The organism is Desertibaculum subflavum (assembly GCA_003576705.1).
GTDB lineage: Bacteria > Pseudomonadota > Alphaproteobacteria > Ferrovibrionales > Ferrovibrionaceae > Desertibaculum > Desertibaculum subflavum.
Genome location: QOZS01000062.1, coordinates 1 through 23,152 on the forward strand (window position 1 = coordinate 1; position 23,152 = coordinate 23,152).

24 protein-coding genes are annotated in these 23,152 nt (G+C 68.9%); 10 read left to right on the forward strand and 14 right to left on the reverse strand.

The features are described from left to right. The 3 genes from DT074_RS23765 to DT074_RS23775 all read right to left on the reverse strand — a co-directional run. Positions 1–585: MFS transporter (locus DT074_RS23765; RefSeq protein WP_119422358.1), on the reverse strand; the 585-nt coding region annotated here is incomplete at its 3' end. A 74-nt stretch (positions 586–659) separates the two neighbouring features. Beyond that, a complete protein-coding gene (locus DT074_RS23770) occupies positions 660–1,982 on the reverse strand; it encodes a hypothetical protein (RefSeq protein WP_162915162.1) in 1,323 nt (440 codons plus the stop codon). 169 nt (positions 1,983–2,151) lie between these two features. Next, positions 2,152–2,460 carry a putative quinol monooxygenase gene (locus DT074_RS23775; RefSeq protein WP_119422360.1) on the reverse strand — a complete coding sequence of 103 codons (309 nt, stop codon included), beginning with the start codon at positions 2,458–2,460 and terminating at the stop codon, positions 2,152–2,154. Between the two features lie 176 nt (positions 2,461–2,636). Here DT074_RS23775 and DT074_RS23780 point away from each other — a divergent pair, with 176 nt between their 5' ends. Together DT074_RS23780 and DT074_RS23785 are read left to right on the forward strand one after the other, a co-directional pair. Beyond that, positions 2,637–3,707 carry a site-specific DNA-methyltransferase gene (locus tag DT074_RS23780; protein WP_368744878.1) on the forward strand — a complete coding sequence of 357 codons (1,071 nt, stop codon included), beginning with the start codon at positions 2,637–2,639 and terminating at the stop codon, positions 3,705–3,707. A gap of 49 nt (positions 3,708–3,756) precedes the next feature. Next, positions 3,757–4,530 carry an SDR family NAD(P)-dependent oxidoreductase gene (locus DT074_RS23785; RefSeq protein WP_119422362.1) on the forward strand — a complete coding sequence of 258 codons (774 nt, stop codon included), beginning with the start codon at positions 3,757–3,759 and terminating at the stop codon, positions 4,528–4,530. Between the two features lie 5 nt (positions 4,531–4,535). Here DT074_RS23785 and DT074_RS23790 read toward each other — a convergent pair whose 3' ends face one another. The 4 genes from DT074_RS23790 to mutY are packed head-to-tail and all read right to left on the reverse strand — an operon-like array spanning position 4,536 to position 7,155. Further along, positions 4,536–4,949, reverse strand: coding sequence for a type II toxin-antitoxin system VapC family toxin (locus tag DT074_RS23790; protein ID WP_119422363.1), 414 nt, complete (start codon positions 4,947–4,949; stop codon positions 4,536–4,538). Next, complete coding sequence (locus tag DT074_RS23795; RefSeq protein WP_119422364.1) at positions 4,946–5,194, reverse strand: FitA-like ribbon-helix-helix domain-containing protein; 249 nt, start codon at positions 5,192–5,194, stop codon at positions 4,946–4,948. The genes DT074_RS23790 and DT074_RS23795 overlap by 4 nt, the downstream gene beginning before the upstream one ends. 53 nt (positions 5,195–5,247) lie before the next feature. After that, entirely contained in the window at positions 5,248–6,084 is an 837-nt protein-coding gene (locus tag DT074_RS23800) for an SDR family oxidoreductase (RefSeq protein ID WP_119422385.1), read from the reverse strand. A gap of 27 nt (positions 6,085–6,111) precedes the next feature. Then, a complete protein-coding gene (gene mutY, locus DT074_RS23805; RefSeq protein ID WP_119422365.1) occupies positions 6,112–7,155 on the reverse strand; it encodes an A/G-specific adenine glycosylase in 1,044 nt (347 codons plus the stop codon). A 41-nt stretch (positions 7,156–7,196) separates the two neighbouring features. Between mutY and DT074_RS23810 the strand changes: the two genes are divergently transcribed. The 3 genes from DT074_RS23810 to DT074_RS28250 all read left to right on the forward strand — a co-directional run bounded on the left by DT074_RS23810 (position 7,197) and on the right by DT074_RS28250 (position 8,681). Continuing rightward, positions 7,197–7,694, forward strand: coding sequence for a DUF721 domain-containing protein (locus DT074_RS23810; protein ID WP_119422366.1), 498 nt, complete (start codon positions 7,197–7,199; stop codon positions 7,692–7,694). Positions 7,695–7,700: 6 nt separating this feature from the next. After that, entirely contained in the window at positions 7,701–8,309 is a 609-nt protein-coding gene (locus DT074_RS23815) for a CDP-alcohol phosphatidyltransferase family protein (protein ID WP_119422367.1), read from the forward strand. Between the two features lie 234 nt (positions 8,310–8,543). Then, a complete protein-coding gene (locus DT074_RS28250; protein ID WP_162915163.1) occupies positions 8,544–8,681 on the forward strand; it encodes a hypothetical protein in 138 nt (45 codons plus the stop codon). A gap of 28 nt (positions 8,682–8,709) precedes the next feature. On the opposite strand, the gene DT074_RS23820 is transcribed toward DT074_RS28250, so the two are convergent. Beyond that, on the reverse strand, positions 8,710–9,249 hold the full coding sequence (locus DT074_RS23820) for a glutathione peroxidase (protein ID WP_119422368.1): 540 nt from the start codon (positions 9,247–9,249) through the stop codon (positions 8,710–8,712). A gap of 80 nt (positions 9,250–9,329) precedes the next feature. Between DT074_RS23820 and DT074_RS23825 the strand changes: the two genes are divergently transcribed. Then, positions 9,330–11,417, forward strand: coding sequence for a 4Fe-4S dicluster domain-containing protein (locus DT074_RS23825; protein WP_119422369.1), 2,088 nt, complete (start codon positions 9,330–9,332; stop codon positions 11,415–11,417). A 7-nt stretch (positions 11,418–11,424) separates the two neighbouring features. Next, the gene (locus tag DT074_RS23830; protein ID WP_119422370.1) at positions 11,425–13,872 is read left to right on the forward strand and encodes a patatin-like protein; all 2,448 of its coding nucleotides are present in this window, start codon (positions 11,425–11,427) and stop codon (positions 13,870–13,872) included. Here DT074_RS23830 and DT074_RS23835 read toward each other — a convergent pair. After that, positions 13,820–14,737, reverse strand: a complete 918-nt coding sequence (locus DT074_RS23835; RefSeq protein ID WP_119422371.1) for a sugar kinase — start codon at positions 14,735–14,737, stop codon at positions 13,820–13,822. The genes DT074_RS23830 and DT074_RS23835 overlap by 53 nt on opposite strands. A 68-nt stretch (positions 14,738–14,805) precedes the next feature. On the opposite strand from DT074_RS23835, the gene DT074_RS23840 reads away from it, so the two are divergent. Both DT074_RS23840 and DT074_RS23845 read left to right on the forward strand, forming a co-directional pair. After that, entirely contained in the window at positions 14,806–15,945 is a 1,140-nt protein-coding gene (locus DT074_RS23840) for a CaiB/BaiF CoA transferase family protein (RefSeq protein WP_119422372.1), read from the forward strand. 322 nt (positions 15,946–16,267) lie between these two features. Then, complete coding sequence (locus DT074_RS23845) at positions 16,268–17,275, forward strand: DUF4394 domain-containing protein (protein ID WP_119422373.1); 1,008 nt, start codon at positions 16,268–16,270, stop codon at positions 17,273–17,275. 36 nt (positions 17,276–17,311) lie between these two features. Here DT074_RS23845 and DT074_RS23850 read toward each other — a convergent pair whose 3' ends face one another. Then, the gene (locus tag DT074_RS23850; RefSeq protein WP_119422374.1) at positions 17,312–17,737 is read right to left on the reverse strand and encodes a VOC family protein; all 426 of its coding nucleotides are present in this window, start codon (positions 17,735–17,737) and stop codon (positions 17,312–17,314) included. 66 nt (positions 17,738–17,803) lie between these two features. Then, positions 17,804–18,670, reverse strand: coding sequence for an AraC family transcriptional regulator (locus tag DT074_RS23855; RefSeq protein WP_119422375.1), 867 nt, complete (start codon positions 18,668–18,670; stop codon positions 17,804–17,806). Between the two features lie 83 nt (positions 18,671–18,753). Here DT074_RS23855 and DT074_RS23860 point away from each other — a divergent pair, with 83 nt between their 5' ends. Then, a complete protein-coding gene (locus DT074_RS23860; RefSeq protein WP_119422376.1) occupies positions 18,754–19,524 on the forward strand; it encodes an NYN domain-containing protein in 771 nt (256 codons plus the stop codon). A gap of 4 nt (positions 19,525–19,528) precedes the next feature. Here DT074_RS23860 and DT074_RS23865 read toward each other — a convergent pair whose 3' ends face one another. The 3 genes from DT074_RS23865 to DT074_RS23875 all read right to left on the reverse strand — a co-directional run bounded on the left by DT074_RS23865 (position 19,529) and on the right by DT074_RS23875 (position 22,970). Then, complete coding sequence (locus tag DT074_RS23865) at positions 19,529–20,365, reverse strand: EamA family transporter (protein ID WP_119422377.1); 837 nt, start codon at positions 20,363–20,365, stop codon at positions 19,529–19,531. Between the two features lie 68 nt (positions 20,366–20,433). Then, complete coding sequence (locus DT074_RS23870) at positions 20,434–21,372, reverse strand: aldolase/citrate lyase family protein (RefSeq protein WP_119422378.1); 939 nt, start codon at positions 21,370–21,372, stop codon at positions 20,434–20,436. Positions 21,373–21,455: 83 nt separating this feature from the next. Then, complete coding sequence (locus DT074_RS23875; protein WP_119422379.1) at positions 21,456–22,970, reverse strand: pyridoxal phosphate-dependent decarboxylase family protein; 1,515 nt, start codon at positions 22,968–22,970, stop codon at positions 21,456–21,458. Positions 22,971–23,152 lie beyond the last annotated feature (182 nt).

Consider the following 23,152-nt stretch of genomic DNA (forward strand, 5'->3'; position numbering starts at 1 on the left):
CGGCGGCCGCGCCGCGGCGGCGACCGGTGCGCCACGCGGCAGGCGCAGGGCGGCAATGGCGCCGGCCATGGCCGCAAGCGCGGCCAGGGCATAGCCGAGCGTCGGCGTGGCGCCCGCCGCCAACCAGCCGACCGCGATCGGCGCGGCCAAGGTCATCACGGCACGGGCGAGCTCGACCCGGGCATTCGCCGCCGGCAGATCCGCCGGCCCCACCAGATCCGGCATGGCCGAGGTCGCGGTCAGCACGAACAGCACGGTGCCGGCGGCGGCGAGGAAGGCGGCCGGACCGAGCAGGGGTGCGACGCCGAACGAAGCCGCCAGGGTGGCGAGCAGCAGCGCCGCGGCGGAGATCGCCTGCGATCCGGCCAGCATGCCGCGCCGCGTGAAGCGATCGATCCACACGCCGGCCGGCAGCGACACGACCAGCCAGGCGCCCGCCTGCATGGCGACGAGCAGACCAACCGTGCCGGGCCCCGCGCCCAGCACCAGCGCCGCGGTCAGCGGCAGCGCGGCAAGGGCGAGCTGGTCGGCGGCATGGGCGCCGCAGGCGGCGGCGAAGATGGGGCGGAAGGTGGCGGGCAGCATGTCGGTGGCTCCGTTGCGAGGTCACCGGCAATCCACCCGATGCCGCCGCTACGTGCTGCCCGCTTCTTGCTGTTTCATTCCGCGGTCGTGAGCGCGATGTCGCGCATGAGGCGAATGACGCCGCGCCGCGTCTCGCCGCCGCGCGCACCCATGGCGACCCGCAGGAAGGGCGCGCCCTGGCCCGCTTCCGGGACCACCACTTCGTAGCGGTGGCCGCGGAAGCCGAAGCTGCCGCCGCGGCGGAAGCGCAATCCGCCCGCCGCGGCCCGTGCGGCGATCTGGGCTTCCAGCGCGCGATAGGCATCCAGGGTCGGGCGCGCCAGATGGAAGGTGACGAACGGCGCCTCCGCCCAGCGCTGGCGCGTCGCGGCGCGGTGCGGATGGCTGATCAGCGCGAAGCGCGGCGAGCGCGGCGGCATCCCCGCCGCCAATGCCGCGTTGCTGGCGAACACGCCTCTGCAATAGCGGTCGAAATAACTGGCATCGAGAAACCAGGGTGCCTCGAGCGCGCTCATCTCGTCGAGCGTCAGCCCGCCGCCGATCAGGGTGCGCAGGCGGCGAATGCGCTCGCCCAGATCGCATTCCGTCCTCAGCCCGCGACGGGGCGCATAGATGGACACGATGCCGACATTGGCGAGCTCGAGCCCGGCCTGATCCATCTTCAGTCCGGAGCGCATGACGATGACGGTCGGGCCGCCGGTCGCGAGCAGGTCGCGCAAAAGATCGGCAACCGGCAGTGCCGAGCCGGCCAGCGTGCTGTCGATCAGGATGGCCCGGGGCGGGCGTGGCTTCGATCGCAGCCAGGCGGTCAATGCGGCGAGGTCGATCACATGCAGTCCGCGGTCGCAGAAGACGGGCTCGACCAGCAGGACGTCGGCGTCCGCTTCGTCGGGCTCCGGCGGCCAGGGGAGACGGCGATAGTCGCAGAGACGGCCGTCGAGCAGGCGCAGAAGCTCACAGGTCTCGAAATAGCCGCCCAGATGCGCAACGCGTGGCCGCGACTGCTGCGCGAAGACGAGCAGCAGGGCGGTCAATGTCGCCTGCCCGCTCGACAACAGCACATGATCGGCGCACCAGGCCTCCGCAACCGGCGCGGCGGCGGCGACGCGACGTTCGAGGGCTTTCGGCTGCAGGTCGCGTTCGTAGCCGTAGTCGACCAGCGTCCCTGCCGGCGTCCGCAGCCGGAGCGTATCGGGGGGCGATTTCTGCGTCAGGTCGCTGGTTCGATGAACCGCCTCCAGCCAGGCACGGCGCAGCTGTATGGCCGCCGCATCGAGGCGCCATTCCCATTCCATCGGCGTGACGGCCGTCGTGCCGAGCGGAGCCAGAAGATGGGCGAGATGGACGTGCAGATCGGGCACGAATCCCGGCGCCGTCGCCTCGATGCTGCGTGCCATCGCGATAAGATCGCGCGCGTTGTCCCATTCTTCCGCCGAGAACACACCGTCTTCGCCGGACCGGCGGAGCGGCGCGTCTGACAGATTTGCCTGCAAGCGGACCTCGGCGACAGCAAAGGGAGCGCGTTCGGAAACGCGCTCCCTTGCCGGAGGTTCCGCGCAGCCGGAACTAGGCCGGGCTCAGGATCTTGATGTCGCGGCCGCGGACATAGTCCTTCACCTGGGCGCTGTAGGCGGCCATGTGCGGCGCCTTCATATGCGCCTTCAGCGCGTCGAGGCTGGCCCATTTCTCGATGATGATCACGGTGTCGGCGCCGATCTTCGACTGCGCCGGCAGGTCGGTCGGCGTGTCGATCGCGGGCGCGTATTCGACGCAGCCCTGCTCGGCATGGACGTTCGGCATGTTCTTGCGGAACTCGGCCAGGAACTTCTCGCGCGTGCCCGGCGCGAGCGTGATGGTGGCGAGGACATGGATCATGGGCGTTCTCTCCCGGGGTTGGACGCGAACAATATCTTGCGCCTGTGCATCTAGCAGCCGCCACTTCTAGCGGTCGGACGGGAACAAAAGGAGTCCCGCAAGTCATTGATTCCAAAAAGCTATTGACGGCGAGTCCGGGCTGACTCAGATTGCCCGGCATGCGCGCGGGGGCCTCCATGCCGGAGAACGCGGTGCTGCTGGGGGACACCGTCGAGCTGATGTCGACGCTGCCGCCGCGCACCGTGGATCTCGTATTCGCCGATCCGCCCTACAACCTGCAGCTCGGCGGCGAGCTGAAGCGGCCGGACGAGAGTGTCGTCGACGCGGTCGACGACCATTGGGACCAGTTCGCCGATTTCGCGACCTATGACCGCTTCACCCGCGACTGGCTTGCCGCGGCGCGCCGCCTCTTGAAGGATGACGGCACGCTCTGGGTGATCGGCAGCTATCACAACATCCACCGCGTCGGCGCCATCCTGCAGGATCTCGGCTTCTGGGTGCTGAACGAGGTGGTCTGGCGCAAGACCAACCCGATGCCGAACTTCCGCGGCAAGCGCTTCACCAACGCGCACGAGACCATGCTCTGGTGCTCGAAGAGCAAGGATCAGAAGCGCTACACCTTCAACTACGAAGCCATGAAGGCGCTGAACGACGACCTGCAGATGCGCTCCGACTGGCTGATCCCGCTCTGCACCGGGGGCGAGCGCCTGAAGGACGATGACGGCCGCAAGGCGCATGCGACGCAGAAGCCGGAGGCGCTGCTGCATCGCGTGCTGCTGGCCTCGTCGAGGCCGGGCGACCTCGTGCTCGACCCTTTCTTCGGCAGCGGCACCACCGGCGCGGTGGCAAAGAAACTCGGCCGGAAGTTCATCGGCATCGAACGGGAGGAAGCCTACGTGCGACTGGCGGAGCAGCGGATCGCGAAGGTGGTGCCGCTCGGACCTGAGGATCTCGAAGTGTCGAAGGGCAAGCGCGCGGAGCCGCGCATCCCGTTCGGCTGGGTGGTGGAGCGCGGCCTCTTGCAGCCGGGCCAGTTGCTGTTCGACCCGAGCCGCCGCCATGTCGCCAAGGTGCGCGCCGATGGCAGCCTGGTGGCGCGCGAGGCCACCGGCTCGATCCACCAGATCGGCGCCCATGTGCAGGGCGCGCCGGCCTGCAACGGCTGGGCGTTCTGGCATTTCGAGGTCGAGGGCAGGCTCGTGCCGATCGATCTGCTCAGGCAGAAGATCCGCGCCGAATTGCACTAGTATCGGCGGCGTGCAGGCCGCGCGTTCTCGCGGCTAGGGGAGGAAAACCATGAAGAACCCAATGGCGCTCGACGGGCGCAGCATCATCGTCACCGGCGCGGCGCAGGGCATCGGCCGCGCGGTCGCCAAGCAATGCGTGGAGCTCGGCGCCCATGTCGTCGCGGTCGACCTGAAGGAAGACGGGCTCGAGAGCCTGAAGAGCGAAGCCGGACAGGCCAATGTCACCACCTTCGCCGGTTCGGTCGCGGAGCCGAAATTCGTGCAGGACATGGTGGCGCAGTCGGTGCAGAAGCGCGGCGCCATCCACGGCCTGCTCAACAATGCCGGCATCGTGCGTGCGGCGATGATCGCCAAGATGCCGGTCGAGACCTGGCAGTCGGTGATCGACGTCAACCTGACCGGCGTGTTCCTGTGCCTGCAGGCGGTAGGCCGCCACATGCTGGAGCGCCGTGAGGCCGGCGACAAGTCGGCGGCGCGCATCGTCAACGTATCGTCCATCGCCGGAAGGCGCGGCACGGTCGGCCAGATCAACTACGGCGCGGCGAAGTCCGGCGTGCTCGGCATCACCATGAGCGCGGCGCGCGAATGGGGCCCGCAGGGCATCAACGTCAACTCGGTCTGCTTCGGCCTGGTCGAGACGCCGATGACCGAGACGATCCGCGGGCCCAAATTCCGCGACCGCTACATGGCGCAGATCCCGATGGGTCGCTTCACCTCGCCGGAGGAAGTGGCGCCGGCCGTGGTGTTCCTGTTCTCCGACGCCGCCAGCTACGTCACCGGCCAGCACCTCTCGATCGATGGCGGCAGCCATATCGGGTTCTAAGCGGACTACGTGGTTGCGAAATCGACCACATGTTCGGCCCAGGGCGACTTCGCTGCCTTCGCGAGAAGGCGCTTGTCTGCTGTGACCAGCAGGTCCGAACGTTGTTCGGCAAGCGCGAGGTAGAAGCAATCGTAGATCGGGTGATCGAGCGCGCAGCTGATCGAAGCGGCAGTCTCGAACAGCTCCGGCAGCGGCGTCAGCTCGGAGAACAACATCGGCAACTGGCGCACCAAGAGTGCCAACTCCTCGCCTGTGACCCAGCCGCGACGATGCTGCTTCCAAAGCGCATTCCCCACTTCGGCAAGCACGAGATCAGGCGCAATGATCTCGGCCGACGCGCGATGGAGATCCCTCGCCTTCTCGGCGCCGTCCTCCGCGAATACGAACTTGAACGCGATGCTGGCGTCGATGACGGTCACCGGCTGTCGCGATCCTCTCGGATCAGATCGACGCCGAGCGGCGGCTTTCCAGGCGGCTTCTTCTTCGGCCCATGCATACGGCGGATGCGATCTATCTCGGCAAAGATCTTCTCGCGATCCGGGCGCACGCCGCGCCGGAGCTGCTCCCGCAGCTCTTCTTCAAGCGAGCGCTTTTTTGCCTTCGCCCGCTGGCGATAGGCTTCGATTACCTCGTCTTCCAGCTTGCGGATGATGACCTGGCCCATGGCATCCTCTTTGATATCATCATGATATCACTGACCGGCCACGGGTGCCAGCCTTACGCGAAAGGCCGCTGGTCGAAATCGATGAAGCTGGAGAGCCCCGACTTCTTGCCCGGCGTCTTCCAGTAGGCGTCGATCTGCGGCGCCGTCAGGCCGGCCTCGGCGAGCGCCTCGTCGTCGAAGAAGAAGCGGCCGGTGACCTGTCCGCGCGGACGGGTCACAATCCAACGCGCGGCATCGGCCATGATCTCCGGCTTGCGGCAGGTCTCGTACATCTCCGGCTTGCGGAACAGGATGGCGTCGGTCGCGATGGCGTGACGCGGCCAGAGCGCGTTGACCGAGATGCCCTGCGGCTTGAACTCCTCCGCCCAGCCGGTCACCAGCATCGACATGCCGTATTTCGACATGGTGCGCGGCAGCCGCTCGGCATACCAGCGCGGATCCGCGTTCATCGCCGAGGCGATCACCAGGATCTGCGGGTTGGCCGATTTCGCGAGATGGGGCAGGCAGGCCTGGCCGGTGAAGAACGTGCCCTTCACGTTGATGTCGAACAGCATGTCCCACTGCTTCTCGGTGGTGTCGGCCGTCGTGGTGAAGGTCTGCACCGAGGCATTGGCGATCAGGACGTCGATGCCGCCGAATCTCTGCGCCGCCTGATCCACGGCGGCGCGGATGCCTTCGACATCGCGCAGATCCATGCGGACTGGCAGGGCGCGCGCGCCCAGCTGTTCGCATTCCGCCGCGACGCTGTGGATGGTGCCGGGCAGCTTCGGATGCGGCTCGTCCGACTTGGCGGCGATCGCCACATTGGCGCCGGCCGCCGCCATGCCGCAGGCGATCGCCGCGCCGATGCCGCGGCTGGCGCCGGCGATGAACACGGTGCGTCCCTTCATGTCGTTCACGGTTTCCTCCTTCGCCTGTTATTGACCGCCGTCGAGCGCGTGGCGGCAGACTTTCTTCATCAAGGTGGGCAGCGCCTGCGTGTGCAGCCTGTCCGGCGCGCACCAGATCCCGTCCGGCCCGTCGCCGGCGATGCGGGCGGCCGCGATCTGCAACTCGATCTGGAAATGCGTGAAGCCGTGCTCGACCAGACCCGGCAGCAGCTTCCAGGATGCCTCGGCCGGCGCGAGCCGCGCCGCCTCGCCGAGCGTCCAGCCGGCTTCGCGCCATTCGGTCGACGGCACCTCGATCATGCCGCCGAGCAGGCCGCTCGGTGCCCGGCGGCGCAGCAGCACGGCGCCGTCGTCGCGCGTGAGCCAGAAGGCGACACCGCGGCGGAGCGGCCTCGCCTTCTTCGGCTTGCGCCGCGGCAGCTCACCGGCGATGCCGGCGGCGCGGGCGCGGCATTCGGCCGTGAGCGGGCACAGGATGCATTTCGGATTGGCCGGCACGCAGATGGTGGCGCCGAGATCCATCAGCCCTTGCGCGAAATCGCCCGCCCGCCTCTCCGGCACCAGGGTTGCGGCCAATCGGCGCAGTTCCGGCTTCGCATCCGGCAGCGGCGTCTGGAGCGCGAAGAGGCGCGCCACCACGCGCTCGACATTGCCGTCCACCACCGTCGCCCTGGCGCCGAAGGCGATGGCGGCGATCGCGGCGGCGGTATACGGGCCGATGCCGGGCAGCCCGGCGAGGCCCGCCTCCGTATCCGGAAACATGCCGCCATGCTGCGTCGCCACGGCGCGCGCGCAGGCATGCATATTGCGCGCGCGGGCGTAGTAGCCGAGGCCCTGCCAGGCATGCAGCACGTCGTCGAGCGGCGCCGCCGCCAGCGCCTCGACATTCGGCCAGCGTTCCAGGAAGGCGCGGAAATAGGGCCCTACCGTCGCCACCGTGGTCTGCTGCAGCATGATCTCGCTGAGCCAGACGCGGTACGGATCGGCCGCTGCGCCGGGCGGCGCGCGCCACGGCAGATCGCGGCGGTGGCGGTCGTACCAGGCAAGCAGATGTGACGCGACGGGCGACATGGAAGCGCGACGCTAGCACGGGCAGAAGGCATAATCCGAGCATGAGCGGTGACGACACACGCCGGCAGGGCTTTCGCGCGTTGGGTGCGCTGATTCCGCGCTCGACCGCCAAGGCGTTCAAGGGCAAGGGCCTGGCCCAGGCCGATATCGCGACCCGTTGGCCCGAGATCGTCGGCGAGCAGCTGGCGCAATCGAGCCTGCCGGAGCGATTGAGCTATCCGGCCGGTCGCAATGCCGGCGCGACCCTGACCATCCGCGTCGCCTCCGCCTTCGCGCCGCATGTGCAGCACCTGGCGCCGCTGATCATCGAGAAGATCAACACCTTCTACGGACATGCCGCCGTCGCCCGCATCGCGCTGGTGCAGCGGCCGCTGCCGCCGCGCAAGGCGAGGCCGACGCGCGCGACGCGCCCGCTGACCGAGAGCGAGCAGGCCACGGTCGATGCCACGGTCGCCGCGGTGCCGGACGAGGAGCTGCGCCATGATCTCGCCGCGCTCGGCCGCGAGCTGGCGGCGCGGCGCCGACCCGCGCCGGGCTGATCCGGCATGCTGGACCCGCTGGCGCGGCGGCTGATCGATCCGCCGCTGAATCTGGCCGGCGCGGCGCTGGCCCGCCGCGGCATCGGCGCCAATGCGGTCACCCTGTCGGGCTTCGCCATCGGCCTCGCCGCGCCGGTCGCGCTGGCCCTGGAAGCCTATCTCGCGGCGCTGGCTGCGATCCTGCTGAACCGTCTCGCGGATGGCCTCGACGGCGCGGTGGCGCGGGCAAGCCGTCCCAGCGATCTCGGCGGCTTTCTCGATATCGTGCTCGACTTCGTGTTCTACGCCGCCATTCCGCTCGGCTTTGCCATCGGCCGGCCCGACTTCGCCCTGCCGGCGGCTTTCCTGCTGGCGGGCTTCATGGGCACGGCATCGAGCTTCCTGGCCTTCGCCGTGTTCGCCGCCAAGCATGGCCTGAACAGCAGCCGGCGCGGGCCCAAGGCGCTCTACTATCTGGGCGGCCTGACCGAAGGGACGGAAACCATCGCCTGCTTCGTCGCCTGCTGCCTGTGGCCGGCGCTGTTCCCCTATTTCGCCTATGGATTCGGCCTGTTGTGCTGGATCACCACGGCATCGCGCGTATTTTCCGGCGTGCAGGCCTTCCGCAATCGCTAGCTCGGTTGTCAGCCAACTTTACAATTTCTTGACGCCCCGAATCGGATTAACTATTTACCTGCTTGATTCGGCAGCACATGAGGATTCTGGCCCGGTGCTTGCTTTACTGGATATGCGCAACATGGTTCGCCTCCGTGGGCGTCTTCAGCCACCCAGGTGGATGAAGACGCCCATTTTTTCAGGGGCCGGACGAGCCGAGCTGTTCGGGGGAGCAGGGTCGAAGGAGTGCGTGTGGTGAAGCGACGGCTTGAGGCGACCGATCAACCGCTTCGATCCGACCGGCCTCTCGACGTTTGGGCCTCGGCACTGATCTGGATCGGGTTGTCACTGTTCGGCTGGGGCGTCATCGGCCTGATCCTGAAGGCGATCTAGGACCCCGCCGGGCCCAGGCAATCGGGCGCTATTGCGGCAGCGCCGCCTCGATCGCCTTGCGCATCTCCTCGCTTTCCGGTGCGACCCGGCTCGGATACGCACCGACCATCTGCCCCGAGGCATCGATCAGGTATTTGTGGAAGTTCCAGCGCGGCGCCGCGCCTTCGCCGAATTCCGCGGCGATCCAGCGATAGAAGGGATGCGCTTCGCCGCCGACCACCTTCTGCTTGGCGGTCAGCGGAAAATCGACGTCGAAATTCACCTCGCAGAACTGCTTGATCTCCGCCGCCGTGCCCGGCTCCTGGCCGCCGAAATCGTTCGACGGCACGCCGAGCACGACCAGGCCCTTGTCGCGGTAATGCGACCACAGCGCCTGCAGCCCCTTGTATTGCGGGGTGAAGCCGCATTGCGACGCCGTATTCACCACCAGCAGCGCCTTGCCTTTGTAGTCGGAGAGCGAGAGCGGCTTGCCGTCGATCGAGTCGAACGTGAAATCCCAGGCCGACATGGCATGCCCCTGTGTGTTGAGGAGAACCAGTGCCAAAGCCAGTACCAGCTTACGGAACATCCGGTTCTCACCGCTGCCGTTTCGCGCCCATTGCCCATAAGATGTAGCAGAGAATCGGGAGGACAAGGATAAAGCGGGGGATGCGGCTCGTTTCCAATCGCGATCGGCCGGCCCATCTCGGGCCGTTTCCGCTGGAGAGGCTGCGCCGCGGACATCCGCGCCCGGATGGCCGCCTCGCGCCAGCCGGCATGGCAGCCGCCCGCGCGATGCCGGCCGCACCGCTCGCCACCAGTCTGCGCGCCTATCACGAGCTGTTCCGCGGCCTCTCGTCCGGCACGCCGGCGCGGAGCCGCGCACCCATCGCGGACGATCCGTCGGCCAATGCGGCGGACCTGAAGGCGGCCGCCTACTTCCTGGATGCCAGCATGACCGGTATCGCGGCACGCCCCGGCTCGGCCGATTGCGCTCTCGTCGTCGTGGTCGAGTGCCCGCGTGCTCCGAGCGACGAGCCGCTGGCGCATGACTGGACGCGCGATTGCGGGCCGCCGGTCGCGAGCCTGCGCGCCTTCGAGATCGCCACGGTGCTGGCCGCCTACATCCGGCATCTCGGCTGGCAGGCATCGGCCCAGGACGATGCCGATCCTGCCGCCGACGGCGCCGAGTTGCTGCTGCGCGCGGGCCTCGCACAGCCCCGCGGCGGCAAGCTGGTCAACCCCTTCCTCGGCGATCGTTTCGCCTTCGCGGTGGTGGCGACGGACCTGCCGCTCGAGCCCGATGCGCCGCTCGCGGCGCGGCTCGGCCTCGTGCGCGGGCCCGGCTGGTGGATCGGTCGTGGCGGGACCGAGAGCGGGCTCGAGCGGCTGCGCCGCCGGCTCCGGCCGAGCCATGCCAGCCGCTATCCGATGGAGCGCATCCGGCGCGTCGCCGAGCCGACCACGCTGGTCCTGGAACACGAGGTGCCACGGGTACCGAAGCGCGCGGCCTTCTTCGAGCGCGCGCTCCGCGGTGATCTCGGGGCCAAGGCGCAAGGCGAGCGCGGGCGCTTCGCGACCAAGCATCCGCTCTCGCTCGCCATGATCCCGGCGATCCGCGGCATGGTTCCGCTGCAGGACGGCCAGGTCGCGTCGGCGCACCAGACCGGCCTCGGCGACGCGACGGCGAATGCCCGCGCCGTCAAGTCGCTCAGCTATTTCCTCGGCGCCGACCTGACCGGCATCGCACCGGCCAAGCGCTTCGCCTGGTTCTCGCATCGCGAGGACGGACGGCCGATCGAGCCGTACCACGCCAACGCCATCGTCATGCTGATCGACCAGGGCTTCGAGACGATGGAGGGTGCCTCGGGCGACGACTGGATCAGCGGGGCGCAATCGATGCGCGCCTATATGCGCGGCGCCGAGATCGCCGGCGTCCTGGCGGCGCATATCCGCAGCCTCGGCTATTCGGCGCGGGCGCAGACCAATGCCGACAGCGACGTGCTGCACATCCCGCTGATCCTCTATGCCGGACTCGGCGAGATGAGCCGGATCGGCGAGCTGGTGCTGAACCCGTTCGTCGGGCCGCGCTTCAAGTCGGTGGTGGTCACCACCGACATGCCGCTCGCACACGACTTGCCGATCGATTTCGGCCTGCAGGATTTCTGCCGGCAGTGCAACAAGTGCGCCCGCGAATGTCCCTGCGACGCGATCCCCGCGGGCGACAAGGTGATGTTCAACGGCTATGAGACCTGGAAGCCGGATGTGGAGCGCTGCACACGCTATCGGCTCACCAACATCAAGGGCTCGGCCTGCGGCCGCTGCATGAAGACCTGCCCCTACAACAACGAGGGCCTGCTGCAGCACCGCGTGGCGCTGTGGGCGGCGATCAAACTGCCCTTCCTGCGGCAGACAATCGCGATCTGGGATGATCGGCTTGGCCATGGCGGACTGAATCCGCGCAAGAAGTGGTGGCGCGACCTGGAGATGGTGGACGGCGTCGCCGTGCTGCCACGCGGCGTCAACCGGCGCGGCCTCGATCTTGCCAAGCAAATGGATCCGGCGCGCCAGCAAATCGCCTTCTATCACGCCGACCAGATGCCCCCGCCGGACCAGATCGATCCCGTGCCGGTCGACCGCAAGGCGGCGCTCGCCGCCGCGGCGCTGATCGAAACGCCGGAAGCGGCACGCCGGCGGGCCGCCGCCGGCCTGTCGATGCCGGCGCATTACCGCCCCACCCCGCCGCGCGGAACCTGATGCGCCGATGAAGGAAAAAGAGCTGCGCCTCGCGCTGGTCTGCTATGGCGGCGTCTCGCTCGCCGTCTATATGCACGGCGTGACCAAGGAAGTGCTGAAGCTGGTGCGCGCCTCCAAGGTGCTGCACACGGTGCGCGACCGCAGCGACCGTCAGGCGACCAGCTATGCCGCCGAGACCCGGGGCGAGGAGCGCGAGCGCGATACCGAGGAGGTCTATTTCGACCTGCTGCGCGAGATCGGCCGCGAGATCGATCTGCGCATCCTGGTCGACGTGATCGCCGGCGCCTCGGCCGGCGGCATCAACGGCGTCATGCTGGCGCGCGGCATCGCCCACGACCTGCCGCCGGACCGCCTGCGCTCGCTCTGGCTCGACCGCGCCGACGTGACCGATCTGCTGGCCGCCGACCGCCGCGCCCGGGCCTGGAGCAAATGGGCGCTGCGCCCGCTGATCTGGCTCGCGGTGAAGAAGCCGCTGGCCCGCCTGGTGCCGGACCAGGAGATGCGCGACAAGCTCTCGCTGTTCCTGCGGTCGCGCTGGTTCCGGCCGCCCTTCGACGGCATGCGGATGCTGGATTCGATGTATCGCGGCCTGGACGATATGGGCGAGCCGGCGGACGACCAGGCCTCGCTGATGCCGCCCGGCCACCGGCTGGACCTGATCGTCACCGTCACCGATTTCCACGGCTATCTGCAGCGCCTGCCGCTGCACGATCCGGCCGAAGTGTTCGAGCGCGAGCACCGGCACTTCTTCCGGTTCCGCTATCGCCGCTCCAACGACGGCAGGGTGAAGACCGATTTCGATGCCGACAGCCTGCCCGGCCTCGCCTTCGCGGCGCGGGCGACGTCCTCCTTCCCCGGCGCCTTCCCACCGGCCAGCCTGCGCGAGCTCGACCGCTATCTCCGGAGCCGCGAGATCGGCTGGCCGGCGCGGCTGAAGTTCCTCTATCGCGGCTTCGCCCGGCATCGCGAGGCGGGACTGGACCCGAACCGCACCGCCTTCGTCGACGGCAGCGTGCTGGTCAACAAGCCGTTCGGCGAGGCGATCCGGGCCATCGTCGGCCGCCCGGCCGTGCGCGAAGTGGATCGCCGCATCGTCTATATCGACCCGCATCCGAGCGCCCCGCATCGCGAGCGAAAATCGGAGCTGCCGGGCTTCTTCAGCATGCTGCGCGGTTCACTCTCCGACATTCCGCGCAACGAGCCGATCCGCGACGACATCGCCTGGGTCAGCGAATTCAACCAGCGCGTCGACCGGCTGAAATCGATCCTGGATTCGGTGCGCCCGACAATCTTCGAACTGGTCGCCGAGGTGATCGGCGACGGGATCGAGCGCGGCCCCACCTTTCGCGACATCGCAATCTGGCGCGACCGCGCCAACAGCCGTGCCGCAAAGGAGGCGGGCTTCGCCTATCAGGGCTATGTCCGGCTCAAGGTCTTCGCCGTGGCCGACGCCGTGCGGCGGCTGCTGATCGACACGGCCTCGATCGGCCCCGCCTCGCCCGGCGCCGCCTGGATCGAGCGCGAGCTGAATGCCTGGCTTGCCGGCGAGGGCATCCTGGGGCCGAACGCCGCGCCGCCGCCGCCGGAACCCGGCAAGGTCGCACCCTGGATCCGTTTCCTGCTCACCTTCGATGTCGGCTTCCGGGTGCGGCGCCTGCGCTTCGTCGTGCGCGCCCTCAATCTTCTCTACGGGCGCCTCGGCGAGCCGTTCATGGCCGGCTCCACCACCGAGATGCTGGACGAGCTCAAGCGCGCCCTCTACGGCGTGATCGAGCGGCTGCGCCGCTTCGCCACGCCGGATTTCCTGACCCAGGACACGCACGACCGGATCTGCGCGCTGTTCGCCGAAGCCAACGAGCGGCATTTCGTCGGTGCCGGCGACCTTGCCGGCACGCTCGCGGCGCTGGCAGCGGAGATCGATCTCGGCGGCATCAACGAGACGACCGACGAGATCTTCGGCGCCATGGTGCTGAACTATATGGGGCCCGGCGCGCGGCACGAGGTGTTCACCGCCTATATCGGCTTCCCGTTCTGGGACGTCATGGCGTTCTCGGTCAGCCAGTGGCAGGACCTGGGCGAGTTCGACGAGATCCGCATCGATCGCATCAGCCCCGACGATGCCCAGATGCTGCGCGCCGGCGGCGCGTCGGCGACGCTGAAAGGCATCGGCTTCGCCCATTTCGCCGCCTTCTTCAACCGCCGCTACCGCGAGAACGACTATCTGTGGGGCCGGCTGCACGCCGCCGAGCGGCTGATCGACATCGCGCACGATTCGGCCGGCCGGCCGGCGATCGACGTGGCGGCGCTGAAGCGGCGCGCTTTCGCCGCCATCCTGGAGGCGGAGACACCGCATCTCCTGCACATCCAGGACCTGATCGCCGAGCTGAAGCACGATGTCGGCATCATGCCGGCAACGCCGCAATCCCAGAATCAGGCATCGCCGCCCGCGGGATGATCGCACCGGGATGGCCGATCACGGCGGCGGCGAGATGATGCGCGCGGCGCGCGCCCTCCACCGGTGAAGCACCGGCAAGCCGCGCCGCGAGATAGCCGGCATTGAAGCTGTCGCCGGCGGCGGTGCTGTCGACCACGCGCCCGACATGGTCGGCCCGGACAGCAACCTCGCCCTCCACCGAGGCGATCAATGCAGGCTCCGGCCCCTGCTTCAGCACCACCTCCGCCGCGCCGAGCGCACGGAACCGCGCCCGGTGCGACGCGGCATCGCCCTGGCCCCAAATGGCGCAAGCATCGTCGAAACCGGGCAGCGCGATATCGGTCCGCACCAGCATCGCCTCCATCGCGGCGCGCGCCGCCGACGCATCGGCCCAGAGGCGCGGGCGGTAATTGGTGTCGAAGGCGATACGCGCGCCGCGCGCCCGCGCCGCGTCGAGCGCATCGAACAGGCGGGCGCGCCCGGCCTCGCCGTAGATCGCGAGCGTGATGCCGGAGAGATAGATCAGATCGTAGGGTGCGAGATCGGGCGGCTCGTCCGCGAACAGCTCGCGCGCCGGCGCGCGGTCGCGCCAGTAGTGGAAGCGGCGCTCGCCCTTGTCGTCGGTCTCGATCAGGTAGAGGCCGGGCAGCCGGCCCGGCATGCGCCGGACCTGCGATGTGCCGACGCCCTCCGCCGCCCAGGCCGCCAGCATGCGATCGCTGATCGGATCGTCGCCGAGCGCCGTCAGGTAGTCGACCGTCTGCCCGAGGCGGGCGAGGTAGATCGCGGTGTTGAGCGTATCGCCGCCGAAGCCGAGGCCGAACAGGCCGCCCTGCCGCGGGCTCAGCTCCACCATGCATTCGCCGATCGAGGCGATCCGCGGCATTTCCTCTCCCTGGTTTGACTCGGGCTCCCGCCATTCCTAGCGTGCCCGGCCTTTGTGAGGGAAACGCCGTGTCGCAGCAACTTCCGCTTTCCGGGATCCGCGTGGTCGAGATGGGCAGCAACGTGGCGGGGCCGTTCGGCACCGCGGTGCTGGCGAGCCTCGGCGCCGAAGTGATCAAGGTGGAACGGCCGGAAGGCGACGATGCGCGCGGCTGGGGCCCGCCCTTCTGGCACGGCAGCGCGACCCTGTTCCAGGCGATGAACCGCGACAAGCGCTCGGTCGTGGTCGACATGACCAGGCCGGAGGAGCTCGCCAGCCTCAAGCGCCTGATCGTCGAGACGGCCGACGTGGTGCTGCAGAACATGCGCCCCGGCACGGTCGACAAGTACGGCATCGACGGCAAGACGCTGACGGCGCTGAACCCGCGGCTGATCTACTGCAACCTGCACGCCTTCGGCGCCGTCGGGCCGCTGAAGGACCGCCCGGGCTACGACGCGCTGATGCAGGCATTCGGCGGGGTGATGAGCGTGACCGGCGAGGACGGCCAGCCGCCGGTGCGCTGCGGCATCTCGGTGATGGATATGGGCACCGGCATGTGGTGCGTGATCGGCATCCTGGCCGCCATCGCGCGACGCCACCAGACCGGCAAGGGCGGCATCGTCGATGCCTCGCTCTACGAGACGGCGCTGCAATGGATGACCTTCTACACCGCCGACTACATGGCGACCGACGAGCTGCCCCGGCGGCTCGGCTCCGGCGTGCGCGGCATCGCGCCCTACCAGGCCTATACCTGCGCCGACGGCTATCTGATCGTGGCGGCCTCGAACGACCGGCTGTTCGCCAAGCTGGCCGAGGCGCTGGGCCAGGCCGAGTGGCTGCAGGATCCGCGCTTCGCCGCCAATACGGCGCGGGTCGCCAATCTGCCGGCGCTGAACGCACTGCTGGCCGCGATCTTCGCCGCCCAGCCGCGCGCCCATTGGCAGGCGCTGCTCGACAAGGCCGGCGTGCCCTGCGCACCGATCCAGACCGTCGACCAGATCCTCGACCACCCGCAGACCAAGGCGCTCGACATCGTGCATCCGGTCGAGGGCGGCAAGTACCAGCTGATCGGCCTGCCGATCGCCTTCGACGGCGAGCGACCCCGCGTCAACCGCCCGGCTCCCGAACTGGGCGCGGACACGAAGGCGGTGCTCGACCGACGGGCTTAGCCGCCCGACCGATCGAGGGTCCGGCCTTCCGCATTCAATCTACTATCCACCAAAGATGCCCGCGGATGCAGGGCTTCGCAGCAGTCTCGAATATTTCACGAAATGAACATAAAATCGCATTCTCGTGATAATTCGTCGCATTCGTCAATTGTCTTTACGGATGCAGTAATATCAAAAGAGTGATAACTGGGAAAATCGGCGATTTCTGCCAATTTTTACTTCTGGCATTTACTTTGCTTCATTGATTTCCGGCCGCTTGGCGGGCGGAGAGGGAGGTCTGCCAACGGTTTGCTCTGAGCAAGCCTTTGAAGGAGACCCTGTAATGTCCATTCAGAAAATGTCCCTGCTGGCCGCGGGCAGCCTGCTCGCGCTCGGCGCCGGCCAGGCCACGGCCGGCGAGATGATCGTCGGCCTGCGCGACGGCGGCGCCTCGATCGTGCTGTTCGACAGCGCCCTGCCCAGCGCCACCCTGGGCGCCAGCAACGTCAGCGGCCTTGGCGCCGGCGAGCGGCTGATCGGCATCGACTACCGCCCGCACGACCAGAAGGTCTACGGCGTGGTCGGCCAGTACGACACGGGCGGCGTCAATGTCGGCGCCCGGATCGTCACCATCGATCCGTTCACCGGCAACAGCAGCGCGATCGCCACGCTGGTTTCCGGCAATGGCGGCGTTGCGGTGCGCAACGAGGCGATGCCGATTCTGCTGAACGGCCAGCGCTTCGGCCTCGACGTCAATCCGGTGGTCGACCTGATCCGGGTGGTGAGCGATGCCGAGCAGAATCTCGCCACCAACCCCGGCGGCCGGGCCGCCGGCGGCGCCGCCGGCGCGACGCGCATCGACGGTGTTCTCGGCCGCGTCCAGGGCACGCCGGAGATCGATTTCGCCATCAACGGCACGGCGTATTCGAACAACCGCGATGGCGCGGCATCGACCACGCAGTACACGATCGACAGCGATGCCGATCTGCTGCGCATCCAGAGCCCACCCAACAACGGCACGCAGGTGGGCGACCTGGCGCTGTTCCTGGATCTCGACCTGGACGGCGTGCAGGATGCGGGCGAGGCGTTCAACGCGCTCGCCGATGTCGGGTTCGACATTTCCGGCGACACCGACCTCGCCTATCTGTCGTCGAGCCAGGTCGGCCTGCCGGGCGAGGGCATCTACACGGTCAACCTGGCGACCGGTGCGCTGAGCTTCATCGGCGCAGTCGACGCCAACCTGATGGACATCACCGTGTTCTCGGCCGATGTGCCGGAACCGGCCGCGCTGGCCCTGTTCGGCACTGCGCTGATCGGCATGGGCTTCGCCGCCCGGCGCCGGCGCGCGTAAGCAAAGACGGAAGCGTCCCGGGCATCGCCCGGGACGCTACTTCGCCTCCGCATAAGGCGAATAGGTGCCGAAGTTCCAGACATGGCCTTCCGGGTCGCGGCAGCCGAAATCGCGCGAGCCGTATTCGGTATCGCGCAGGCCGAAGAAGATCTCGGCGCCGGCCCGCTTGGCCCGGTCGTGCAGCGCATCCACGTCGTCGACGACAAGATAGATGCTCTGGGTGCAGCCGCCGGCCTGTTTCGGGCTGAGCAGCACGTGCGCGTCGTCCTTCATCGAGCCCAGCATGATCATGCCGGCGCCGAGGCGGAGTTCGGCATGGGCGATGGTGTTGCCCTCGCCCGGCACCACCATGTGCACCTCGAAGCCGAAGGCACGCCTCAGCCATTCGATGGCGGCGGGCGCATCGGCGTAGCGCAGGCCCGGGAAGATGTTGGGCGCCGTCTTGGGATCGTAGCTCGTCATCGCTGCACTCCATCGCTGGGATGGCCGTGACTTTAGGCGGCAGCGCCGCGCCGTCTTGGAAGAATGTCAGCCGGCGAGGCCGCCTTCGTTGGGCAGCCGGCGGCGCAGGAAATCGCCCGGGCTGCCGCCGGCGAAGGCGCGGAAATCGCGGTTCATATGCGCCTGGTCGTAGTAGCCGGTGGCGAGAGCCACGGCCGCCATGTCCGGCTCGGTGCCCGCTTCCAGCAGCGCGGTCGCGTGGTTGAAGCGCAGCATGCGGCCGATCAGCTTGGGCGCCAGGCCAAGCTCGTCCTTGAACAGCGTCACCAGATGCTGGCGGCTGCAATCGAGCTCGGCCGCGAGGCGGCGGATCTCGACCCGGCCGCGGCTGGCCGCGAGGCGCCGACAGCCCTGTACCAGCCGCGCGGGTGGGGGCGAGGCCGTCGCCATGCGCCGGATCAGCAGCGCCTCGATGATGGCGAAGCGCGCGGGCCAGCTCGGCGTGGCGGCCAGGCGCTCGGCCCAGAGCGCCGCCGCCGGCCCCAGCACGTCGTCGATGCGCACCACCTGGTCGACCAGCGACGCCAAGGCCTGGCCGAAGAAATGCCGCGCGCCGAGCGGGGTGAAATTCACCTGCAGCCCGCTCTGGCTGCCAGAGGTCTCGGTCAGCACATAGGCACCGTGCAGGCCGGCGACGAAACCGCCCCGGTGCATTGCCGTCACCGCCTCGGTGACCGGATCGAGGAAGCGAAGCGTCGGGCCGAGATCGACGATCAGCACGACATGCGGCCTCGGCACCTCGCGCCGGCGCATGGCGTGGCCGGTCGCCTCCTCATAGCCGTAGTAGGCGTAGACATGGGGGCTGAGCCGCGGCTCCGGCACGCAGCGCACGAAGGCGACGGTGCCGGCCGCGTCGCGTTCCACCTGCAGGCGGTCCGGGGCGATGCCGTCCATGCTGCGCAGTCTAGCAACATGGATTGCCGCGCCCCAGCCGCTGCGATCCGCTACATTGTCGGCCGGACAAGAGGAAAGACGATATGACCGAACGAACGGATCGGCTGGCGGTGCTGATCGATGCCGAGAATGCGCAGGCCGCGGTGCTGGACGAGTTGCTGGCGGAGATCGCCAAGCTCGGCACCGCCTCGGTGAAGCGCGCCTATGGCGACTTCACGCACCCGACGCTCTCCCGCTGGCCGCCAAAGCTGCTCGCCCATTCGATCCAGCCGATCCAGCAGTTCCGCAACACCGTGGGCAAGAACGCCTCCGACAGCGCGCTGATCATCGACGCGATGGACCTGCTGCATTCCAAGCGCTTCGACGGCTTCTGCATCGTCTCGTCCGACAGCGACTTCACGCGGCTGGCGAGCCGCATCCGCGAGGAAGGCGTCGCCGTCTACGGCTTCGGCGAGCGCAAGACGCCGACCTCCTTCGTCTCCGCCTGCGACCGCTTCATCTACACCGAGATCCTGCGCAAGACGCCGAAGGCCGCGGTGGCACCGAGCGCCGCGGCACCCGAGAAGCCGGCCGGTCGCGGCCGGCGCGGCAGGTCCGCCAAGCCGGACGCCAAGGACCTGCCGCTGGCCGCCCTGCGCGACGCGGTCGAGGCCTCGGCCGACGAGACCGGCTGGGCCCATCTCGGCCAGGTCGGCACCCTGGTCGGCAAGCGCCTGCCGGATTTCGACCCGCGCAATTTCGGCCACAAGAACTTCTCCTCGCTGATGGAAGCGGCCGGCGGCTTCGAACTGCAGCGCCGCGGCGAGGAAGGCGGCAGGCAGACGCTCTATGTGCGGGTGGGCGGCGGGCGGTAGGCGGTCACTTCGCCCACGTGATCACCGCGGCGCCGGTCGCCACCATGGCCGCGGCCATCACGCGGCGTGTGCCCAGCGGCTCGCGCAGCAGCAGGACGCCAAGCAGCGCGCCGAACACGACGCTGGTCTCGCGCAGCGCCGCGACGACCGCGAGCGGCAGCACGGTCATCGCCCACAAGGCCACGACATAGCCGCCGACCGAGAGCGCGCCGGCGAGCGGTCCTTTGAGTCCGAGGCCCGCGAGCTGCGGCCAGAGCCTTGGTCCGCGATCCCATAGCGCGTAGCCGATCACGCCGAGGCCGGTGAGCACTTCGAGCGCCGCTGAATAGCCGAGCACGCCCTCGGCGAGGCGCACGCCGATTCCGCTTGCCGTCGTATAGCCGGTGATGGCGGCGCCGGTGCCGAGCGCGAACAGAGTCACGTTGACCGGCGCGCGGCCGACCGCGTGCGCCAGCACGGCAATACCCATGGCGGTCAGCGCGACGCCGGCGATGCCAGTTGCCGACAAGGCCTCCCCCGCGATCCAGGCCAGCGCCGCGACGAGCAGCGGCGCAACGCCCCGCGACAGCGGATAGGTCTGGCTCAGATCGCCGAGGCGATAGGTGTTGGTGAGCAGGATGTAATAGACGTAGTGGATCAGGGCGGCGGCGATCAGCCAGGGCCAGCTCGGCCCCGCCGGCCAGGGCACGATCGCCAGCATAACGACGCCGAATACGAGCCCGGTGAGCCGGATCGCCACCAGGACCAGGAAGCCGTCGCCGCTGGTCTTGACCAGCGCGTTCCAGCCGGCATGCGCCAGCGCCGCCAGCAGCACGATCGCGACGGCCGCTTCCGCCGGCATGTTCCGATCCGCCCCTTCTGCGTTTCCCCGCCGCCGATCATCGCTGGGGAGCCGCACCGGGCGAAATGCTAAACCGGCATGGCTCGCTTCTGATGCGCGCGGCCGATCCGCGCCGTCTCCTCGTTGCCGCCGGCGACGACGCGCACGCCCTCGTCGATCCGCGCGCAGATATTGGCGGGCGAACAGACTTCGAGGAAGGCGAGGCCGTTGCGCGCGCAGGCGGCGCGGATCTTCTCGCGCGCCTCCTGCAGCTCCGGCCGGTACGGATCGAGCCTGAGTGCGACATCGCCGAAGGCGAGGCCGAGATCGCCCGGCCCGATCTCGGCGAAGCCGAGGCCCGGCACGGCGAGGATCTCGTCGACATGGGCGACACCTTCCGGACTCTCGATTTTCACGCCGAGCAGGAGCTCGCCCTGCGGGTTCAGCGGCCAGGGCTCGGCGCAGGCGAAATACTCCGCCACGCTGACGCCCCAGACCGAAGCCGCCTCGGCCTCGGAGCCACGGCCGCGCTTGCCGAGTCCGAGGCCCTTCGACGCGCGCGCCTCGGCGCCGCGCATGCGCTCGAGCGGCGTCGGCAGCGCCGGATCGGTGCCGATGGTGTGATGCGGATAGCGGCAGCTCTCGACGAAGGCGCGCACCGCGCCCGGGGTCTCCGCCTGGCAGAGCAGGATGCCGTGCACCCCGCGCGCCAGGATCTGGCGGAACTGCCAGGCATTGAAGCGCACATTGGCTTCGTCGATGCCGTTGACCGGCGCTTCGACGATCACCGCCGGCATGCGATGGCCCGACCGCGTCGGCCCGCTTTCGGCCAGCCCCTTCAGATAGGCGGCCAAACCCGCCATGTCGAAGGCGCCATGCTCCATGCCGACATTGATGTAATCGGCCCAGGTGCCGGCATCGATCCGGCCCTGCCCCTCGGTCAGCACGTGCCCGGTGTGGTGGCCGGTGTAGTAGATCGCCTGCCCCGCTTCGAGCAGCTCGATCGCCCGGTTGATGCGATGGCCCACGGTTGCTTCCCTGGTCCGTGGATCATATGGCGGCGAGCATAGCAGGGACGGCGTGACGGCGCCCTGTCCCGGGCGGTGGCGGATCACGCGCTCAGGTGGGATTTACGCAGCTTGCGCTCGGCGAGGGCGCTCATCGCTTCGACGAAGGCATCGATGTGGCGCTTGTCGGTGCGGTGGTTGACGATCGCCGCCCGCAGCGCCGGCCGGCCGTCGAGCGTGGTGAGCGAGGGAACCGCTATGCCCTGCTTCTGCAGTTCCATCGCGATGGCCTGGTGGATGCCGTCATCCGCGGCCCCGTGCACGCGCCAGCACACGATGTTCAGGCCGACCGGCGCGGCCAGCTCGAACAGCGCGCTCCCCCGCAGGCGGCGCTCCAGATGCTGCGCCACGGCACAGCAATGCTCGATCGCGGCTCCGATATGGTCAGCGCCGAAGGTCTGGAAGGTGAACCACACCTTCAGTGCGCGAAAGCCGCGCGACAGATCGGGGCCGAGGTCGCAAGGCCAGGTTTCGCCGGCGGCGAGCCCTTCCGGCGCGCGCGCCAGATAGGCCGCGGGATTGGCGAAGGTGCGCTTGTGCGCATCCGGGTCGCGCACCAGCAGAAAGCCCGCGTCGTAGGGCACATGCGCCCATTTGTGAAAGTCGAAGGCGATGGAATCGGCATGCTCGATGCCGGCGAGCCGAGACCGCAGCCGTGGCGATAGCGCCGCCAGCGCCCCGAACGCGCCATCGACATGGAACCAGAGCTGATGCCGCACCGCGATCCCGGCCAGCCGCTCCAGATCGTCGACGGCGCCCGTATTCACCGTGCCGGCGGTGCCGACCAGCAGGAATGGCCGCAAGCCGGCGCGGCGATCCGCGGCGATCGCGGCATCGAGCCGATCGAGCCGGATCGCCCCTGCCGCATCGACCGGCACAAGGCGGAGATGCCGCGAGCCGATACCGGCAAGCTCCAGCGCCTGGCTGATGCAGCCATGCGCCTGTTCGGAGGCATAGGCCACCAGCTGCGCCGGCGCGGCGCGCAGCCCCTCCGCCCGCACGCTGTCGCCCAGCGCCGCGTTGCGCGCGACCAACAGGCCGAGGAAGTTCGCCATCGACGTGCCGGTGACGAAGATGCCGGAGGCGTCGGGCGGCAATCCGAACAGCTCCGCCGCCCAGCGCGCGATCTGTCGCTCGACCTCCAGCCCGACATGGTCGCGGCCGCCGCAATTGGCGTTGAGGCCGGCCGCGAGCATCTCGGCGACCATGCCGACCGGCGTTCCCGCGCCATGCACCCAGCCCATGAAGAGCGGGTGCGCGTTGCCGGTCGCATAGGGCTCGATGCGAGCCCGATATTCGTCCAGCACCTCGCCGAACGCCCGCTCGGACCGCGGCATCGGGCTCTCGAACGAATTGCGGATCTCGGGGGGCATCGGTTGCCAGACCGGGCGGGTCTCGATGGTGGCGAGCCGGTCGATCGCCTCGTCGAGCGCCCGGTGGCTGAGCTCCCGGAACTGAGCCCAATCCGCCGGGTCGAGAGGACGCGCCGTCTCCACCCCGGTGCCCAGGGAGTCGGGCGCGCCGTTCCGGCTGCGCTTGGAGGCGGCATCTGTGGCCATGGCGGCACCGAGCGGGTCGCTGCTGAGAACGCCGCCGATGCTGCGACAGGAATCGTTAAGAATTGCGCCCGTCCGGCCCCCTCGGCCGGCCGTCCCGCCCATCCGGCGAGGCGCCGGACACACACTTGATATCTGACCCGGCCGATTTGACACCCCCTCCCCTCCCTCCTAGCGTCCGGACG

Excerpts from the sequence above, each read along its gene's own strand:
- DT074_RS23835 (WP_119422371.1), bottom strand. The coding sequence starts at position 14,737 with ATGCCGCGGATCGCCTCGATCGGCGAATGCATGGTGGAGCTGAGCCCG.
- DT074_RS23855 (WP_119422375.1), bottom strand. The coding sequence starts at position 18,670 with ATGGACGGCATCGCCCCGGACCGCCTGCAGGTGGAACGCGACGCGGCC.
- DT074_RS23815 (WP_119422367.1), top strand. The coding sequence starts at position 7,701 with ATGCTGGACCCGCTGGCGCGGCGGCTGATCGATCCGCCGCTGAATCTG.
- DT074_RS23850 (WP_119422374.1), bottom strand. The coding sequence starts at position 17,737 with ATGACGAGCTACGATCCCAAGACGGCGCCCAACATCTTCCCGGGCCTG.
- DT074_RS23825 (WP_119422369.1), top strand. The coding sequence starts at position 9,330 with ATGCGGCTCGTTTCCAATCGCGATCGGCCGGCCCATCTCGGGCCGTTT.
- DT074_RS23860 (WP_119422376.1), top strand. The coding sequence starts at position 18,754 with ATGACCGAACGAACGGATCGGCTGGCGGTGCTGATCGATGCCGAGAAT.
- DT074_RS23830 (WP_119422370.1), top strand. The coding sequence starts at position 11,425 with ATGAAGGAAAAAGAGCTGCGCCTCGCGCTGGTCTGCTATGGCGGCGTC.
- DT074_RS23775 (WP_119422360.1), bottom strand. The coding sequence starts at position 2,460 with ATGATCCATGTCCTCGCCACCATCACGCTCGCGCCGGGCACGCGCGAG.
- DT074_RS23785 (WP_119422362.1), top strand. The coding sequence starts at position 3,757 with ATGAAGAACCCAATGGCGCTCGACGGGCGCAGCATCATCGTCACCGGC.
- mutY (WP_119422365.1), bottom strand. The coding sequence starts at position 7,155 with ATGTCGCCCGTCGCGTCACATCTGCTTGCCTGGTACGACCGCCACCGC.
- DT074_RS23795 (WP_119422364.1), bottom strand. The coding sequence starts at position 5,194 with ATGGGCCAGGTCATCATCCGCAAGCTGGAAGACGAGGTAATCGAAGCC.
- DT074_RS23820 (WP_119422368.1), bottom strand. The coding sequence starts at position 9,249 with ATGTTCCGTAAGCTGGTACTGGCTTTGGCACTGGTTCTCCTCAACACA.
- DT074_RS23810 (WP_119422366.1), top strand. The coding sequence starts at position 7,197 with ATGAGCGGTGACGACACACGCCGGCAGGGCTTTCGCGCGTTGGGTGCG.
- DT074_RS23800 (WP_119422385.1), bottom strand. The coding sequence starts at position 6,084 with ATGAAGGGACGCACCGTGTTCATCGCCGGCGCCAGCCGCGGCATCGGC.
- DT074_RS23770 (WP_162915162.1), bottom strand. The coding sequence starts at position 1,982 with ATGGCACGCAGCATCGAGGCGACGGCGCCGGGATTCGTGCCCGATCTG.
- DT074_RS23780 (WP_368744878.1), top strand. The coding sequence starts at position 2,637 with ATGCCGGAGAACGCGGTGCTGCTGGGGGACACCGTCGAGCTGATGTCG.
- DT074_RS23845 (WP_119422373.1), top strand. The coding sequence starts at position 16,268 with ATGTCCATTCAGAAAATGTCCCTGCTGGCCGCGGGCAGCCTGCTCGCG.
- DT074_RS23875 (WP_119422379.1), bottom strand. The coding sequence starts at position 22,970 with ATGGCCACAGATGCCGCCTCCAAGCGCAGCCGGAACGGCGCGCCCGAC.
- DT074_RS23865 (WP_119422377.1), bottom strand. The coding sequence starts at position 20,365 with ATGCCGGCGGAAGCGGCCGTCGCGATCGTGCTGCTGGCGGCGCTGGCG.